Genomic DNA, 18,109 nt, shown 5'->3' with positions numbered 1-18,109 from the left:
TATGGGGAATCTTAAGTTCCAAAAAATAACTTTATTCGAATTTATTATTTTCATTCATTCGCTGCAACTTGCATCTGGTATGTTAATTATGCCAAGCCCACTTGCTACTAATGCCGGCACAGATGGCTGGATTTCGATCATTCTCGGATGGATAGTTACTTCTATAATCGGGGTATTTATTATATTAATGTTACAAAAAAATCCTAACAAAAATTTCTCACAAATCTTAAAAACATACTTTGGTAAATGGATAGGGACAATTCTTTTTCTTGCATATGCCTTTTATCTATTTTTTGCTGGATTTAATACTTTATTAAAGGCAACCGATATTGTAAAAGTGTGGATATTCCCTTCCACTCCTGCTTATCAAATCACCATATTATTACTATTACCTTTTATTATTTTAGCCCTGAGTGGGTTAAGGGCTCTTACTAGTTATTCTATGCTTGTTTTCTTCTTCACTACTTGGATGCCACTATTTCTTCTTTTTTCGCTAAAGACTAACTACAATCCTTTACACCTACTACCTATATTTAAAGAAGGATTATATCCTATTGTAAAGGCAACAAAAGAAACCATTACTCCTTATGCTGGCCTAGAAATTGCATATTATATATACCCATTCTTACAAAAAAAACAAAAAGCCATAAAAGGACTACTAATAGCGAATACTGGAACCATGTTTTTCTATCTATATGTTACTATTCTTTCTTATATATACTTTAGTCCAGAGGGGATAAAAGACGTAATCTGGCCAGTATTTCATCTGTTAAAAGGGGTTCGTTTTTCTTTCATAGAACGATTAGAAATTATATATATCGCTTACTATTTAATTGTCTTTTCCACTACGATATATCCGTATTTATTTTTCAGTTTTGAATCTGTGGCCATTTCACTTCAAAAAAACGCCCGCAATTGGGCGCTGCTTGCTTTTATGTTATTTATAGTTGGCCTATTTATTTTCCTAAATCCCGATGTGGATCAATATTTGTTTATATATTCTCTTATGGATATCTTAAATGTCGTTTTCTTTATTCTATTACCAATCTTATTTTTCGCTTACGGTATTCTTTTTACTTGGATTACTAGGAGGAAACAACTTTGATTCGAAAATGGATATGGATTGTAATTTGTTGTGTATATATAATTGGTTGTAGTCAGAGAATTCCTCTTGAGAAGGTTTCATTAATCCTGTTAATTGGCTTGGATAGAACCCCTAATGGAGACATAAAAGTTGGAACAAGCATACCACTCTTTCATCATAAACAGCAAAAAAGTACTATAGAACATTGGACACAAGCATCCACTGTATATACTGGATTCAGTAAGATAGATACGAAGTTAACTGGCTTTATGACAGCTTCCAAAGCTGAAATCATTTTAATTGGAAAAAAATTAGCACAAGAAGCAAATTGGTTGCAGGAGCTTGATTCTTCTTACCGTGACCCTTACGCTACCATTAATGCTAAAGTAGTACTTGTAGATGGACCTGCAGAAGAAATTTTTACAATTCATAAGCCTAGTAAACCATCACTTTCATCTTATATAAATGGTGTAATCGAATCGTCAATTCAAAATAACCAATCCGTCTCTTCTACAATTCAACAATTAATGAGAGAACAAAATGAAGAAGGAATGACGCAAACTGTTCCAATTATCAAAAAAACAAAGAATGAAATCGACACAGTAGGAATTGCATTTTTAAATCGAAAAGGGAAATATTTAACTCATATCCCTAAAAAAGATGTTAAATTTTTCAATCTTATAAATAAGCAAAAAAGTAGCGGGCGAATGATACTACACCTTGCGCTTCCTCCTAAAAAGTCCAACAAAAAAACAAACACTTCTATATTCGTACAGAACGCGACAAGGAAGGTAGTTGTTAATTTTCAAAACGGAAAGTTTGTATTTAATCTCGATATTTACGCTAATGTAGCTTTAATAGAAAAAACCAATGCGAATTCAATTAAAGGGCACTATGATAATAAAAAAAATATAAATAATTTAAAAAGTGCTATTCAAAAAGAAATTAATAACAATTTACAAAATATGTTATATGAAATACAACAGAATAAAATTGATCCAATCGGATTATCCCAATATGCTAGAGCATTTCAATATAAAGAGTGGAAAAAAGTAAAAGGAAATTGGTTGCAAGCGTTAGCAGAGGCTAAAATAAATGTAAAGACACACGTCAAAATAAAAGATACTGGGACCATTAGAAATTAGACTAGTCTATTCTTCTGCTTAAAATTATTTCTAAGTGGAATTTTCCATCCTCTATAATTATTATGTAAAAGATAATAACTCAAAGAAAAATCTACTGGTTAAATGCTAACCAATAGATTTTTCTTTTTTATCTAAGGATTCTTTTAAAGGCACAACAATTTTACTATAGTAATCAAGGACTGGTTTCTAATTTAAGTTACTGGAGAGTATAATCCCTACCAGCTTTCATCCCAATAGCAACTCAATGATATAACATTAAAGATATAATTCCTTAACTTAGGGATTTTGACTTTTCAAATTTATACCAATATCTTAGCTCTATGTACTTTGATATATATATGTCCACATCAATATGTTATTGCATCATATACTGAATAGATAATTTAAATTACTTTTAAAAAGGATGATCAGGATGAACCTAGATGATATACAAAAATCCTATGGCGTAATTGTAAGTTTAGGAGGCTTGTGTCAAGTCACTAACCAAATCAAAAGGCATCATTTAAGAACATTTTCTGGACCTTTAGATTGGTTTTATTATCCATCACTTTCAGATGTAAACAGATTACTTCAAAATCGATTTGAAAAATTTATGAAGTTGGAAAATATGGTCATAGAAGGTTCAGAAAGTTACGGTCTTATTGAATCAGAATTTGATAATCAAACTAAATGGGCAGAACGAATTACCTATTGTATAAAGGACACTTATTATAATTGTTTTTCAATGCATGACTTTCCTATTGACTCAGAAAAGGATTGGAAATCAACCTATCCTTCTTTTAAAGCTAAATTAGACACTAGAATTAATCGATTCCTTGAAAAAATAAATAGTAGTGAATCAATTTTATTCATTAGGATTTGGGGAAATCGAGATGAAGCGGTTGAATTAAAAAACGTATTATCCGAAATTACAAATAAAGATTTTAATATTCTTATTGTCAATTTTAAGGAGGATATATCTAATATCGTTGAACAAAATTGGGGAATATCGAGGGTTTGTTCAATTGAACTCCCACGTTATCAGGATAGATGGGAAGGTGATGATTCCGATTGGGATTATATTTTAAATAAAATAACATTAACTTAATACTTTTCTTCTTACTTTTAACATGATTTTGCCAGTAAATTAAAATAGGTGTAGAGAAATAAAATTCCCATCTAATTGATACACACTTAATTAATAAACCGTTCATATAATAATTCATAAGTCCTTCTTTATTGAATAAATGGTTCTTTACAAAATTGATTCCATCACTAGAGCACCTTTATACGGTGCTCTTTTTTAAATTTGTAAAATCTACAATGTAATATTTGTTCACTTTTCCTTTAAATAGTTAATTTCCTTCTTAGATTTTTCATTATAAGCTTCTTCAATTCCCTTGATTCCCCTCCCCTTCTTTTATCTTACAAACAAGCAATTTCTTTCATTAGTATTAAATAAAATAAAGCATTGATTTTAAAATAACCTAATTTACATAAGATTGAGAATAAACTACAGTGCGTATTCTTCACGTTTAATCAGCATTTGAATTATAAATCTAACATATATTTTTTAGTTGATTGTCATTATGGTACAACCGTGTATACATTTATCAAACAAACTACATAGTTTAAATTAGTAAAATATATAGAGAGGAAGGAAAGAAATTTATGAAAGTCATAATTTTGTGTGGCGGAAAAGGGCTTCGGATGCAAGGAATTTTAGAGGACATTCCCAAACCATTAGTTCGAGTTCAAGGAAAGCCTCTCCTCTTGCATATAATGAATTGGTATAGAAAATATGGACATTCTGATTTCATTTTGCCCCTAGGATATAAAGGTGAGAAAATTAAAGAATATTTTATGGACTTTAGCTGGAAAGAGAATGACTTTAGTTTGAATTTTAAAACCAATCAATATACGCTACTTCAGGAATTAGAAAATTGGAATATACACTTTATAAATACAGGAATTGATACAATGACCGGGGCAAGGCTAAAAAAACTTGAACCCTTTGTACAGGGTGAAACCTTTTTATTAACTTATGGCGATGGATTAGCAAATATAGATATTGATCAACTAATAGCATTCCATAAAGAAAAAGGAAAAATTGCTACATTAACTGGAATTAAAAAAAATAGTCAATATGGCCTATTGGCGGTCGAAAATGGAATTGCTATTGATTTTAAAGAAAAACCATTACTTGATGAAGTAATTAATGGCGGGTTTTTTGTATTTAACAAAGAAATATTCGATTATTTAGGTGATAGTGATGATTGTGTTCTAGAAGAAGATCCTCTTCACAATTTAATAAAAGACAATGAGCTCGCAGTCTATGAACACAATGACTTTTGGGCTAGTGTCGATACACCTAAAGATTTAAAAACTGTAGATGAAAGTTGGAATCCTAATAAATTTTAGTGGAGAGGACTGAATAAACATTGAACTCTAATGATAAAAAAATAAGTTTACCTCGATTGTATATCCCCTCTAATGAGAAAATAGTTAACCCGCTTTCAACAGGAATTAAAGCTTCAAATCTCTCCAAAAAAAATACTCAAAAAAGAATGAATCCCCAATTCTATAATCAACAACATGATCTAAATAATCATTTCTGTGTCATTGTAGGTAGTGAATATGTCTTGAAAATCATTGCTTTACAGCAATCATTAATGCAGTACTCAGAAAAATTCACATTGTGGATTTGTTGTATAGACCCTTTTGCATATTCACTATTAAAAGAAATGAATTTAATTAATGTAAACCTTTTACAAGTTGAAGAATTAGAAGATAGTGAACTAAAAGCAATTAAAAGAAAAAGAAAAGTAAATGAATATTGTTGGACTTTAAAATCTGTCTTGATAGAATATTTATTGGTCAATTATGATTTACCATCTATTCTATATTGTGATGGTGATTTATGCTTTTTCTCTGATCCTAATATTATTTTTGAGGAATGGGGTGAATACTCCATTTTCCTTACCCCCCAAAGAGATCGTGATTGGGTAGAAAAAATGTATGGAAAATATCAGGCTGGGCTAATTGGATTTAAGAATGATCTCTATGGACTAAAAAGTGTAAGATGGTGGAAAAATAAATGTCTAGATTGGTGCAGTGCCGAGGCTGAGGAGGGGAAATTTGGAGACCAAAAGTATTTAGATTATATCCCTATATATTTTCCAAAAGTAAAAATTTCAAATAACTTAGGTATAAATGCTGCGCCTTGGAACTGTATATATAATAACGATTATAAAATTGACAAGACTAAAAACGATGTATTTATTGAAAACGACAAACTAGTTGTTTACCATTTTGCATGTATTACTATCTTTAATGCAAATGATTTTGATCTTTGGTCTTTGGGAGCAATTTCAATACCCAATAATATATTAAACCATATTTACACTCCGTATTTAGAGAGAATTCAATTTGTTTTAAATCAATTAAAAGATAAATTCAATAAAGATACTAAACAATTTTTAAGTAAAAAAGATATAAATAAAGCTCAAACCTTATATAAAGATTCACAATTAAGAAGAAAAATGAATCAATCCAATCATTTTATGAACTTTTCCATGATTATAAGTAAAGAACGATTAATTCAAGGATTGACCTCTTATTATTCCTTAGAAAATTTCAACGCTAAATTTACTGTATGGATCTGTTGTATGGATGATTTAACTTATCAAATATTAGAGAAATTAAAATTAAAGCACGCCATACTAATTCCGGTAAAAAATATTGAAAATCATGAACTCCTCAGTATAAAAAATGATAGAAGTTTACAAGAATATTGTTGGACATTAAAAGCGCCCCTATGTCTACATGTCCTTAGTCTTTATCCGGAAGTTGATCACATTATATATTGTGATGCTGATATGTATTTCTTTACAGCACCTAATATCATTCTTGATGAATGGTGGAAATACTCTGTATTCCTTTGCCCTCAAAGAAGCTCTACTGAAATTGAAAACATACACGGTATATACCAAGCTGGTTTAGTAGGCTTCAAAAACGATCAAAATAGTAAAGAAATTTTAACATGGTGGAAAGATAAATGCCTAGAATATTGCAATAATCATTATGATGTTGAAATGAATAGATGGGGTGACCAAAAATATTTAAATCACATTCCTAACATCTTTTCTAATATTAAAATCATGACTCATAAAGGTATTGATGCAGCACCTTGGAATGTCATTTTAAATAGCAGTTCTATATCAAAAACAGATAAAAAAGTTTTTATTGATCAAGATGAATTAATAGCTTTTCATTTTGGAAGTATGCAAATTATTAATCCAAATGAGTTCGATTTATGGAAACAAGAAACTTTAGAATTACCTCCAGAAGTTTTAGATTATATATACATTCCTTATATTGAACAATTGAACAAGACATGTCATACCCTTCATAATACTTTTCAAAAATCCCCCTCCTCTTTATTTGCTGACCAAATTGATACAACGACAATAAAAAATTATTTTAAATACTCCTCCCCTCATCACAATTAAGACTGATACTCTCCTTATTTAAAAACAAATCTTAATAAAGGATAGATTTTCACTATGATTACTTCATTTAAAAATAAAACTTTCCTTATTACTGGTGGATACGGTTTTATTGGTTCTCACTTGGCACGAAGACTTTTAAATTTACAAGCACGAATTGTTCTTTTCATAAGAACACCATCAAATTTTTGGAGACTAAAGGATATTATAAAAAATATTGAAACCTATGAAATAGATATACGAGATAAAAAACAAGTACAAGATGCAATAAAGAAAGTTAATCCGGATTATATCTTTCACCTGGCAGCCTATGGTGTAAATTCTGCCCATACAGATTACATGCATGCTATAGAAACAAATATTATAGGGACATGTAACATTATTCAAGCAGCAAAATTGGTGAATTGTAAAAAAATCATCAATTTTGGGAGTAGTTCTGAATACGGTAACAAGATGGAACCTATTCATGAAAATATGTTACTAACTCCTGTGGATATCTACGGAAGTACCAAAGCTGCTGCTACTATACTCGCCCATCAAATTGCTAGCGAAAACAGCATTAATCTTATAACATTAAGACCTTTTGGCATATTCGGAGAAAGCGAGGAGCCACATAAAATTTTTAGCTATATAATCTTGCAAGTATTACGAAACAAAGATGTAAATTTAACTTTATGTAATCAATTAAGAGATTATTGTTATATAGAAAATATAATAGATGCCTGTATCCTAGCAGTAGAAAATACTACTGTACAAAATGAAATCTTTAATATTGGGAGTGGCACTATTTCCCCCTTGAAACATTATGTAGAATTATTATTCAAACATTTGAAAACCAATTCCAGACCAAATTACGGTGCAATTCCCTCTAGAACTAATGAAAGATGGGTTCCTGAAGCAGATGTGCAAAAAATAAAAAACTCTCTTTCCTGGGAACCTAGAATTAATATTGAAGAAGGAATTATAAAAACTGTTAATTGGTATAAAAATAATAAACATTTATACCTAACCCCCTAAAAATAGGGTACTAAAGGAGGTGGACTAATTGTTAAATCAAAACTTTAATAATGCTTTTTACGGAAAGACAATTTTAATTACTGGACATACTGGTTTTAAAGGTTCTTGGTTATCCCTATGGTTGAATGAATTAGGTGCTACTGTAATCGGATATTCATTGGATCCTAAAAATAAAAATGATAACTTTAACATTACTAACCTTCAAAATAATATAATTGATATTCGTGGAGACATTAGGGATTTTAATAAATTAAATAAGGTTTTTACAGATTATAAACCTGAAATTGTATTCCATTTAGCTGCCCAACCTCTAGTTAAGTATTCATATGAATATCCTAGAGAAACATACGAGGTAAACGTTGTAGGAACTATGAATGTACTAGAGGCAATTCGATTACATGAATCAGCTAAAATAGGAATTATGGTGACAAGTGACAAGTGCTATGAAAATAAAGAATGGTCTTGGGGTTATCGTGAAATTGACCCTATGGGTGGCCATGACATATATAGCTCAAGCAAAGGATGCTGCGAACTTTTAATTTCTTCCTATCGAAATTCTTACTTTTCAGAAGAAAACTTTTCTCACCACAAGAAAATAATTGCAAGCGTTCGAGCTGGTAATGTAATTGGTGGTGGTGATTGGTCAATAGATAGAATTATTCCTGATTGTATACGAGCATTAGAATCAAACAAAAAGATTATTATTAGAAACCCTACTACTATTAGACCCTGGCAACATGTACTAGAACCCTTAAGCGGGTATTTACTCCTTACAGAAAAAATTATAAATAATGGTATCCTTTATTCAGGAGCATGGAACTTCGGGCCATCCCTAAGCAATATTGTTCCAGTAGAAAATTTAGTGACAAGTTTACTAGATATTTGGGGCTGTGGGGATTGGACAGCAGAAAATATAGGGACAATAAATTTTCATGAAGCAAATTTACTAAACCTTGACATTAGCAAAGCAAAATTCAATCTTGATTGGCAACCAAAATGGTCCCTACAACAAACTTTAGAAAATACAATAGAATGGTATAAACATTATAATTCTTACACCAGTTCTGAGATGATAAATCTATGTATTAGCCAAATCAAACAATATTGCATGCTTTGAACTACTCCCACTTACTCATACTTGCTGTGAATTCCTTAAGGAGGGAGTCCTCTTAGCTAAAATAATAAAAGACACATTAATTTTTATAGTCTAAATTATAAACCTACTATACCTAAAATGATGTAATTATCCATTAACAAAGATTTTATTTCCTCAGTTATTTTAAATCAATTATTGACATTATACTGTAGAATAAAGGAATCACATATTTTTCTAGTGATTCCTTTGTTCTGAGAAAATAATGCCTTGCTTTAACGACAATACAGTATATGCGATTATTAATTTATTTGTTCTAGTTATGAAAAAATCTATTCCTGTCAAAAGAGCTTTCTTCAAAGAAAAACTTCCTATTTTCTTCTACTTATCCTACCCGAAAAGTAACTAAGATAAAAATTCTAATAATTATATCTACTATTATAGAATTATACTGAGCTTTAACAATTTTATAATTATCCCCTTCTTGTAGCTATTCCACTAAAGTTCATGCTTATGATTCTCTTATTTATTATCACCAATGTCGATGAATTCATGCATTGCTTATTCTATACACAAATTGCTTTTTGAATTATCTTTTCAGAATAAGTAAAGAAGGCTTTCTCTTTTATGCACTTCTCCCCTACCAGTCTTTAATTTGCCTTTAATCAACATTAAGAACAAATCTTCAAATATAATAGTACATCTTCTATAAAACAAAACCATAAGTAAGATAATTTCACTATTACAAATAATGAGATAGTCTGTTTCACCTTTTTACATTATCCAAAAAAGAACTTGTAGAAATTCTTACAAGTTCTTCTTTTGTTTTCTTTATTCTCTTCTTATTTACATACGCAAGATTTATACATTTGGTGGTGATACATACTATATGTATCCGATAAAATAATTTGAAAATTAATACGTAATTGATCCGTTTTAAGAAAAGAAAATTTCATAAATCTTCAATCACAGTTTCTAAGTTCACCTGATAGAACGTATAAAGACTCCTATTATCTTTTGATAATTTTTGGATGTTTTATTCTAAGTATATTCGACATAAATTGATTATTTTTTATGAATTTTCTTGAAAAATATTGTAATATCACTCCATTTTTCCTTCTATTTTGTTATGATGTTTATAATTAAATTGGATTAGGATTTTTTTAGAAAATGGGGGCGTATATTATGAGTGTTTCAGTAAAGGGAAATGAGCAATTAACCTCTCTATTGAACGACTGGTATCGAGCTATGCTATCTCAACAAGTTATAAAAGCTACTAATCTAAAAAAGAAAATTGATGAAAAAATTAATAAGTTAAGCATTGAACCGGATCAAGAACATCAGGATCAAAATTTGTTACTATACTATTCACTACTCGAATTTCGTTACAAGGTCTTAACAGATAGCCTTGGTATTCAACAAAATAGTTTTGATACTATTAGCGATTATGATATGCCTACAGATCAATTTCTACGATTCTATTATCACTTTTTCAAATCCATTCATTCCACTTTTATATCAAATTATACTGAGGCAGAGGAACATTATAAACTAGCAGAAAAAATATTGGTAGCTATACCAGATGAAATTGAACATGCTGAATTTTACTATAGAATTGCTACTTTCTATCACCATACCTATAACAATCTCGCTTCTATCGAATACGCAAATAAATCGAGAGCAATCTTTTCAAAGTATGAAGGTTATGAAGTAAAAACAGCTTTTTGTAATAGTTTGCTAGGTGGTTGCTGCATCTATTTAAAACAGTACGAACAAGCAGAAGAATATCTACATTGTGCAATTGATTTACTACAAAAAAATAGGGAAGAAGATTCCTTGTTATACGTAAAAAATACTATGGGGTGGCTGTATTCTGATCAAAGTATGTCTACTTTAGCTATTCGTCACCTTTCAGAAGTAACAGAGAAAATCCCTACACACTTCAAGGCCATCTTCCTACAAGCTAAGGAACATTATAAATTAGGAGAACAATCAACGGCCAGCCAACTCATTGATAAGGGATTACAGATTTGCAGAAAAATTCATAACGAAGAATACACACACCACTTCTCTATTTTAAAAAGATTAAACGAAAATATTCCATTGGAAGAATTAGAAAAAATCATTCAAGAAGGAATCTTATACTTTGAGGAAGAAGAATTATGGGAATATGTTGTCGAATACGCTGAATTATTTGCCACAAAATGTAGACAATTAGAGAACCACCAAAAGGTAAGTGACTATTTCCATATTTGTTATCAAGCAAGACAAAAATCAATCGCAAAAGGAGTGTTAAAATAATGAAAAAAATTAGCTTATTATTATCAGGCATTGCTTTTATTGGGGTATTAACGGTGGGAATTTTTCAGTTTTCTAAAACAGATCAGCTTGCTACTCATGGGCATTATCCTGCTCCTTCATATAGTGTTGGCGATTATGGTGGTGCACCACCACAAATTTAATGTAAATGTATTAAAAAACCCTCCAAATGGAGGGTTTTTTAATGGCTTTTCTGCCTGTTCAATACGCATAAAGAGTACATATTATACTTATTTACTATGCATTTCCACTCTGTAACAAGATTCTAGCATTCTCTCCTAGAATCTCAACTTAAATCTTAAATCCACCAATTAACTCTTGAAGTTCTTCTGCCATCTGTGCTAATTGTATTGCTGAAGAATTTATCTCTTCCATAGAAGCATGTTGTTCCTCAGATGAACCAGCTATCGTTTGCATACTTGAAGAATTCTCTTTTACAGCCATAGCTATTTGATCAATCGATGTATCGACTTTCATTGCATCAGTAGTCATAGTATTAGATAGTTCCACCATACCATGCACTTTTGACACAATATCATTTGCAGATTTTGAAATCTCATAAAAACTTTGTTTTGTATCGTTCGCAACTTTAATTCCCGACTGTACCTCTACTCCCACTTCATTCATAGCTTTTACAGTCTCATGTACGTCTGCTTGTATTTCCTTAATTAAGCTTCCAATTTCCATCGAAGATTCGGATGATTGCTCTGCTAGCTTCCTAACTTCATCCGCAACAATTGCAAACCCTCGCCCCTGTTCTCCTGCTCTAGCTGCTTCAATTGCTGCATTCAATGCTAATAAATTTGTTTGTTCCGCAATATTTTGAATCGCTTCTAATATACTTCCAATTTGTTGCGATTTCTTATCTAATAATTTTATTACATTATCGGATTGAGAAACAGAGTGATGAATAGACTGCATTTGTGCTACAGTTTGTTCTACTAATTGTTCACCTTCATTGGCTTTTTGTTTTGTGTATATGGATGAAGCCGATACTTCAGATGCATTCTCAGCTACATATTGAATATTTCGTGTTACCTCACCAATTAATTCAGCTCCAGACTCAACTTCATTATTTTGAACCTCTGCACTGTTCGAGATTTCTTCCATCTCTTTTGTAATTTGTTCTGTCGCAACACTTGCTTGCTCTACACTAGCAGTTAGTTCCTCAGAAGACGCAGCTACATGTCCTGCAGATGTGTTAATTTGAGAAATAATATTACGTAACGACTCTGCCATTGTATTGAAACTACCACCTAATTGACCAAGTTCATCCTTTGAACGAATATCTATTTTCTCGGTTAAATCTCCTTGACTAATTCTTTGAGCTGAAATGACTAATTGTCTTAGTGGAGTAATTATAGATCTGAGTATGAATAGAATTACAATTCCACCTAACAATAATGAAGCCCCTATTATAGTGAGCGTTTTATAAAAAATAGGATTAGTAGCTTCTTCAATTTCTTTCGTAGGCATTACGCCAGCTATTTTCCAACCTATTTTTTTATTTGTCTTAAAGCTTATGTTTCGATCTTCGCCATTGAGGCTATAAGTAATTACTCCATCTTCTGTCTTGTACAATTCATCCGCTAAAGTTTTCTCTAATTTCTCTCCAGGCTTTAGTGATGGATGAACAACTATAGTTTTATCTTGACTAACTATAGATACAAATCCTTGCTTTCCAATTTTTATCATTTTGGATGTTTTTACGATATCTGTAATATTCAAATCTACGCCAATGACACCACTTTTATCTGCATTTTGCTTTGCAATTGCAATTACCATATTTCCTGTAGACTTTGATTTATAGGGAGATGAAACAATAATCTCTCCATTTGCTTTTACTGCATCCTTATACCAACTACTTTCTAACGGATTAAACCCTTCTGGTATTTTGCCAACAGGTGCATGAATAAATTGATTGTTACTGGATGCCGTATAAATCGTTTCTATCTCTGGATGTAACTGTATATATTGATCAAATTTACTCTGTACATTTTGCGATTGTTCAGGATTATAATCCCCTTGTGTGAGTACCTTTGCAAAATGAGTGACATCTGTATGCTTATTTTCTAATTCATCATCAACAATCTTATCTAAAATACTTATATTATCTTTTGCTGATTGTAGAATTGTTTCATTAAGATCTGTTTTTGCTTTATTATAAGATGATACTCCTACGATAAGGCTTGGTATAATTAATATTGCTATAAATGCCATAGACAACTTCGTTTTAAGCTTTATTTGTCCCAATCTTTCTTTTATATTAAACACTAGATACTTCTCCTTTTCATTTTTACTACTTATATAGTTTATTTAAATTTTTCTCCTTTATTTTTCCACATTCATTTATGGTACCATTCGAAATGAAACCACAATTACATCCTATTATCCGAAATTTAACATTTAGTGATTTAAATTTCACAGGCAGAGTTTTATCTGTCCTCCTTTCGAATATGTTATTTTTCTAGATTCAGCAATTATTAGACTACGAATTATTCCAAATAAACTGGATGCAACATATACTTCATTTAAAAAATAATTATTGGATTTGTTTGGATAAAGATCTAGTTTAGCGCTAATCCAATCGGATGAAATTCTTACCATAATAAATTAACTAAAACATAAATTCTAAATAGCTGGATAAAATAAATTAGAGAATTACATTGTAACACGTATATATAAGTTCGTAATATTAAAATTTAAAGCTTTTCTATTTTTTATATGCAATATTACATGCGAAAAGCTCTATTTTTTTGTTATACTATGCATGTGGATTTTTCATTCAAAAATCTACCCAAACGCATATTTATGTATATGCCACCCTAATTGATGAAAGTGAGAAGAATGTTTATCATTTTTCTCACTTTTTTATTTAGGCTCTGTTAATATTGATTATTGATAAAAAGTATTAAATAAGGGAAGACACCTTTGAGTTGGTGCTTCCCTTATTTGTTGATTATTCAAATCTAAAATAGGTATTTTCTGAACCTATTCTTTGCTTTAATGTTCTGCCCAAATTTCCTCCTCATCTTCAACATTACTTAAAGGCATCTATTTCGAGTTATCCAATATTTCGCCCTTTTCTTAATTCATTCGTTTATACACGAATGTTGCTAGACACAAATTATCATGAGCATCCGTCATTTCATTGATTAGACGACCACCAACAGAGAAAAAAGACTCAACATAGCTTTTTACCCATTGAAACACTTGCTCTTTTAGTTATTTTTACATGTTGAATCTACGAAAATGAATTCCCTTATAAAAAACTCTAACAGAGAATCTTCCTTTCAAATTTCACCTAGGGAATTATTTGTTTTCCAAAAAACCTACAACATCTTTATCAACTCATTTTAGAATATTTAAACAATAATTCCATATACATTACCTGCATAAATTATTCATTTTCTTTTATATAAGACCTACCTTTTTACTTTTGATAGATTATTAGACATTGGATTATTATACATAAACCCTAAAAACATGCTGTATTTTGTAGAATTTTGTCTATCAATATATATGTACACCCTTTTGTAGTGGATATAGACTGTGAGTTGTAAGGAGATACCTTACAAAATAATAAAAAGGAGATTATAAAATGAGTAGATTAACAAAATTCTCAAAGTTAGTATTTGCAACTTTAATCGCGGGAAGTAGTTTAAGCACAATTGTTTCGTCACACAGTGTACAAGCTGACACCTTAGATCCTAATTACCAAGACACTGTAAAATTCATATCACCTTCTAGTGCTAGGCCAACATTGGAACAAAAAAACACTATTGTTCCAGATGTAAAAGTTGTTAAAAACCATTATGTAAAGTACTCTAAAGCACATTTCCAAACTAAAGAAAGTATACCAAAAGAGATTTATTATTCTTCAGAAGGCTTTAAGGGCTATATACAGGCAAGTACCGTTTGGGATATGGGAGATCATTTCGCAACACTATATTCCGGAACCGTTATTCGATGTTAGACTTTTAATCCATTCTCTCCTAATGCTTAAAATGATCAATAGCTCACTGCCAATACTGTAATATCTATTGTTCAAAAAATAAACCACAAAATCTTTCGATTTCATGGTTTATCAAATATAAAGATAATGCTAAACGAATACTCTAACATTACCTTCCCCAAAGTTAATTATAGAGTATTTTCAAAAAAAAGACACTCTTGCAGTGTCTTTTTTATATTATTAAAAAAATTACGCCTACTAACATCTTATTGTTGCGACTATTCATTTATTTCAATATGATACTTTTTCATCTCGTATATGCAATAGACAATGATAGCTAAACTCCAACTGACACCATAATAATCATGTGTGTAGAAGTCATATCCCGCCTTAATACCTTTCTCTATTACAACAAATGTAAATCCTAAAGCCACCCATTTGTTCATTTTCATCTTAATAAACGTTAAAGAGATAATTATTAAAAATAAAATATTTGTAAGATGATTTATCATTAGCTCATATTTTTGAATGTATACTGCCATCATACAAGCAATGATATTAGTCGCAATGCCAAAGGCAATCATCGCCCCCCAAACCCTGTCCGAAAGTCCCATTCCTGAGTCAGTCCCTTCCTAAACAAAAATCCTTTTCTTTAATTCGTTCCTTCACCCTATTCAAGGTATGCTAAATTATCCTTGTCTGATGAATATCTATTTATCTTTTCATATAGAGCAAACAAAATCTTTACTCATAATTTTTTCTTTATTAAGAAAACTATGTCTAAGCCGTTTGAACTAGCGGCTTCACTCTTCTGGTAATCGGGTAGTAATTTATTGAATTGACTAACTCATTCAACCCACTGGCACCGGCAGGCAACAAAATAGTTGTCTGCCATTTTCATGTATACTTTTTCTAACTTTATTACAAACCAAGTGTGTGTTGTACTAATTTCAAAAAGGACAGAATTTCATTTTTGAAAATGTAAAAAATAAGGTCCTGTCTACTTTTGGTATAGGACTTTTTCTTTTCACATATACTATTTTTGAACCTGTTTACCAATACGTGTCCTATTGGTGTCTTGAATTCCTCCTAAAAAGGGCTGCAGATACGAATGCATGCCCTTTTATTTACATTGCTACTCTATATTCAATAAAATAATTAAAAACTCAAATATAATATTACATATTTTATCATTTAGGATTATATTAAGATTTACTTCATAGTCGAATTATGGTTTCGTGTATAATTCAGCAATATGTAAACTGTTTACCTAAAGAAAAGGCACCCAAAAATGTCTTTTTCTTCTTTTAATCTAAAAAACATTTTGCCTTTTCAGTAAGATCCAATTATCCCTCTAATCTAAACCTCATATTTAATCACGGTACTCAAGAGTTTCCATTTATTTCAATATGCCCTATAGTTTAATTTCAAATCAAATTTCCAGCAATATATTTGCTTTCTTACAGATTTCTGCCTTGTTCTTAATTCTGTCAAAATCCTCATGTAGCTATACAAAGAATATATGCTATTATGATTTTAAGAAACTATGCGTTCCCTTAACCCTGTATCCGGCCCTGTATTTATTACAGGGTCTTTGTTTATTTTATTTACTTTTAGTTAATACACACCCAATTTCAGTTAAAATTGTTTAAATGTTAATTAATTTTTAAAATGATATATCTCTAAGCTCTTTTAGCAAATAAAATATAATATTAGACATATATAACCAACTTGTGGCCATTATTAGTTTTCTAAATATGCACTTCATTAACACTATACAAATAGTGTTAACTATCTTAATTGAATATTAGTAATAGTAAGTATAAACATTATCAATTTACTATATATTACATTTATGTAAAAATAGATGTATGTTAAGCTTATTCAAAATCTTTCCCCTAATAAAGATTTGAAGTAGCATTTCATGATTCTCCTTACTGTTAATATGCCTTGAAAAAGAACCCTATAGGGTTCTTTTTCTTTTCATTATAACCTCAGTAAGTCCTTATTTAACATGCAAAAAGGACCGCTAATTATTGCAGCCCTTTTACACGTTAATATACACTTGTATTACATACTTAACACTTTATTGTATTAGGTATTTATACAAACTAAACATGCTATTATCATTTAGGTATATAACACTTCAAAGTTTAGAAGTATACAATAACAAATCTTTCCCAGCTTCCAGCTACATAACTAGTAGCTGTTAATTCTCTACCACCATTTGCTGATATATATCTACCATTACTTAGTGCTTGTAATACATATATCCTATTGTCTCCACCATTATATAAGATAAACTTTTCCCATGCACCAATTGATGTACGATCTGCTACTACTCTACCATTTGGCTCAAACGAAACATACTTCCCATTACTTTTAGCTTTTAAAGCGTACGTATATAATTCCCCAGTCGGAATTAATTCAAATTTCTCCCATTCATTAACTGCATTACGATTTGCTATTACATTTCCCAAAGGCTCAGCAGAAACATATTGTAAATTTGCTGCCTGTATAGCAACTGTCCAACTTCCATTAAATAAATTCACGCCTTTTAGTGAACCTGCTTTTGATAGATTGGCTGCCGATACATCATTCGATGGTGTAATCATCAATATCATTAAAACCATCGGCAACATCATTAAAACTAACTTTTTTGAGATTGTATTACCACTTGCACATGTTATGAACCTCTTCATTCCCATTCCTCCCTTAATATACATAGAACTCATATACATCATACCAAATATGTAAAATATTGTAATACCGGAGAGGATTTATCAATAAATACCTTACTATTCTGTTTCTTTTTTCTCAAATCTATAACACTTAAACATTTATCAATTCTCAAGCACATTTTTAAAATTTTTTCCCCCTGATAAACAAATGTAGCAGTTGATGGCAAGGAGAGTATATACAAAAGAGAGAGTATTTTCATTTCACTTTTCTTTAAATAAAAGCCAAATAGCCGTTCATAATGAACGACTATTTGCATCTAACTAATAA

13 protein-coding genes are annotated in these 18,109 nt (G+C 30.5%); 10 read left to right on the top strand and 3 right to left on the bottom strand.

Translation table 11 applies throughout. The features are described 5' to 3' along the window. Position 1: 1 nt before the first annotated feature. From C4S65_RS03265 to C4S65_RS34240, 9 genes are all read left to right on the top strand, one after another. The gene (locus C4S65_RS03265) at positions 2–1,105 is read left to right on the top strand and encodes an endospore germination permease (RefSeq protein ID WP_061667954.1); all 1,104 of its coding nucleotides are present in this window, start codon (positions 2–4) and stop codon (positions 1,103–1,105) included. Continuing rightward, entirely contained in the window at positions 1,102–2,229 is a 1,128-nt protein-coding gene (locus C4S65_RS03260; RefSeq protein ID WP_000619982.1) for a Ger(x)C family spore germination protein, read from the top strand. The genes C4S65_RS03265 and C4S65_RS03260 overlap by 4 nt, the downstream gene beginning before the upstream one ends. A 412-nt stretch (positions 2,230–2,641) precedes the next feature. Next, entirely contained in the window at positions 2,642–3,316 is a 675-nt protein-coding gene (locus C4S65_RS03255; protein WP_001046793.1) for a papain-like cysteine peptidase, read from the top strand. A gap of 563 nt (positions 3,317–3,879) precedes the next feature. After that, a complete protein-coding gene (locus C4S65_RS03250) occupies positions 3,880–4,629 on the top strand; it encodes a sugar phosphate nucleotidyltransferase (protein WP_000864427.1) in 750 nt (249 codons plus the stop codon). A 20-nt stretch (positions 4,630–4,649) separates the two neighbouring features. Further along, on the top strand, positions 4,650–6,719 hold the full coding sequence (locus C4S65_RS03245) for a hypothetical protein (protein ID WP_061667955.1): 2,070 nt from the start codon (positions 4,650–4,652) through the stop codon (positions 6,717–6,719). Positions 6,720–6,773: 54 nt separating this feature from the next. After that, positions 6,774–7,733 carry an NAD(P)-dependent oxidoreductase gene (locus C4S65_RS03240; RefSeq protein ID WP_000633064.1) on the top strand — a complete coding sequence of 320 codons (960 nt, stop codon included), beginning with the start codon at positions 6,774–6,776 and terminating at the stop codon, positions 7,731–7,733. Positions 7,734–7,761: 28 nt separating this feature from the next. Beyond that, on the top strand, positions 7,762–8,850 hold the full coding sequence (rfbG, locus tag C4S65_RS03235) for a CDP-glucose 4,6-dehydratase (RefSeq protein WP_103945133.1): 1,089 nt from the start codon (positions 7,762–7,764) through the stop codon (positions 8,848–8,850). Between the two features lie 1,161 nt (positions 8,851–10,011). Then, the gene (locus tag C4S65_RS03230) at positions 10,012–11,127 is read left to right on the top strand and encodes a Rap family tetratricopeptide repeat protein (protein ID WP_000116955.1); all 1,116 of its coding nucleotides are present in this window, start codon (positions 10,012–10,014) and stop codon (positions 11,125–11,127) included. Next, entirely contained in the window at positions 11,127–11,288 is a 162-nt protein-coding gene (locus tag C4S65_RS34240; protein ID WP_000724107.1) for a hypothetical protein, read from the top strand. The genes C4S65_RS03230 and C4S65_RS34240 overlap by 1 nt, the downstream gene beginning before the upstream one ends. A gap of 148 nt (positions 11,289–11,436) precedes the next feature. On the opposite strand, the gene C4S65_RS03220 is transcribed toward C4S65_RS34240, so the two are convergent. Continuing rightward, positions 11,437–13,419 carry a methyl-accepting chemotaxis protein gene (locus tag C4S65_RS03220; RefSeq protein ID WP_000481862.1) on the bottom strand — a complete coding sequence of 661 codons (1,983 nt, stop codon included), beginning with the start codon at positions 13,417–13,419 and terminating at the stop codon, positions 11,437–11,439. A gap of 1,327 nt (positions 13,420–14,746) precedes the next feature. Here C4S65_RS03220 and C4S65_RS03215 point away from each other — a divergent pair. Next, positions 14,747–15,121 carry a hypothetical protein gene (locus C4S65_RS03215; protein WP_000088966.1) on the top strand — a complete coding sequence of 125 codons (375 nt, stop codon included), beginning with the start codon at positions 14,747–14,749 and terminating at the stop codon, positions 15,119–15,121. A gap of 257 nt (positions 15,122–15,378) precedes the next feature. On the opposite strand, the gene C4S65_RS03210 is transcribed toward C4S65_RS03215, so the two are convergent. Continuing rightward, positions 15,379–15,714, bottom strand: a complete 336-nt coding sequence (locus C4S65_RS03210; protein ID WP_000524426.1) for a hypothetical protein — start codon at positions 15,712–15,714, stop codon at positions 15,379–15,381. 1,539 nt (positions 15,715–17,253) lie between these two features. Next, positions 17,254–17,802, bottom strand: coding sequence for a hypothetical protein (locus tag C4S65_RS03205; protein ID WP_000819406.1), 549 nt, complete (start codon positions 17,800–17,802; stop codon positions 17,254–17,256). Positions 17,803–18,109 lie beyond the last annotated feature (307 nt).

Source organism: Bacillus sp. ok061, assembly GCF_900108285.1.
GTDB lineage: Bacteria > Bacillota > Bacilli > Bacillales > Bacillaceae_G > Bacillus_A > Bacillus_A thuringiensis_S.
This window is presented reverse-complemented; position numbering and strand designations above follow the sequence as displayed.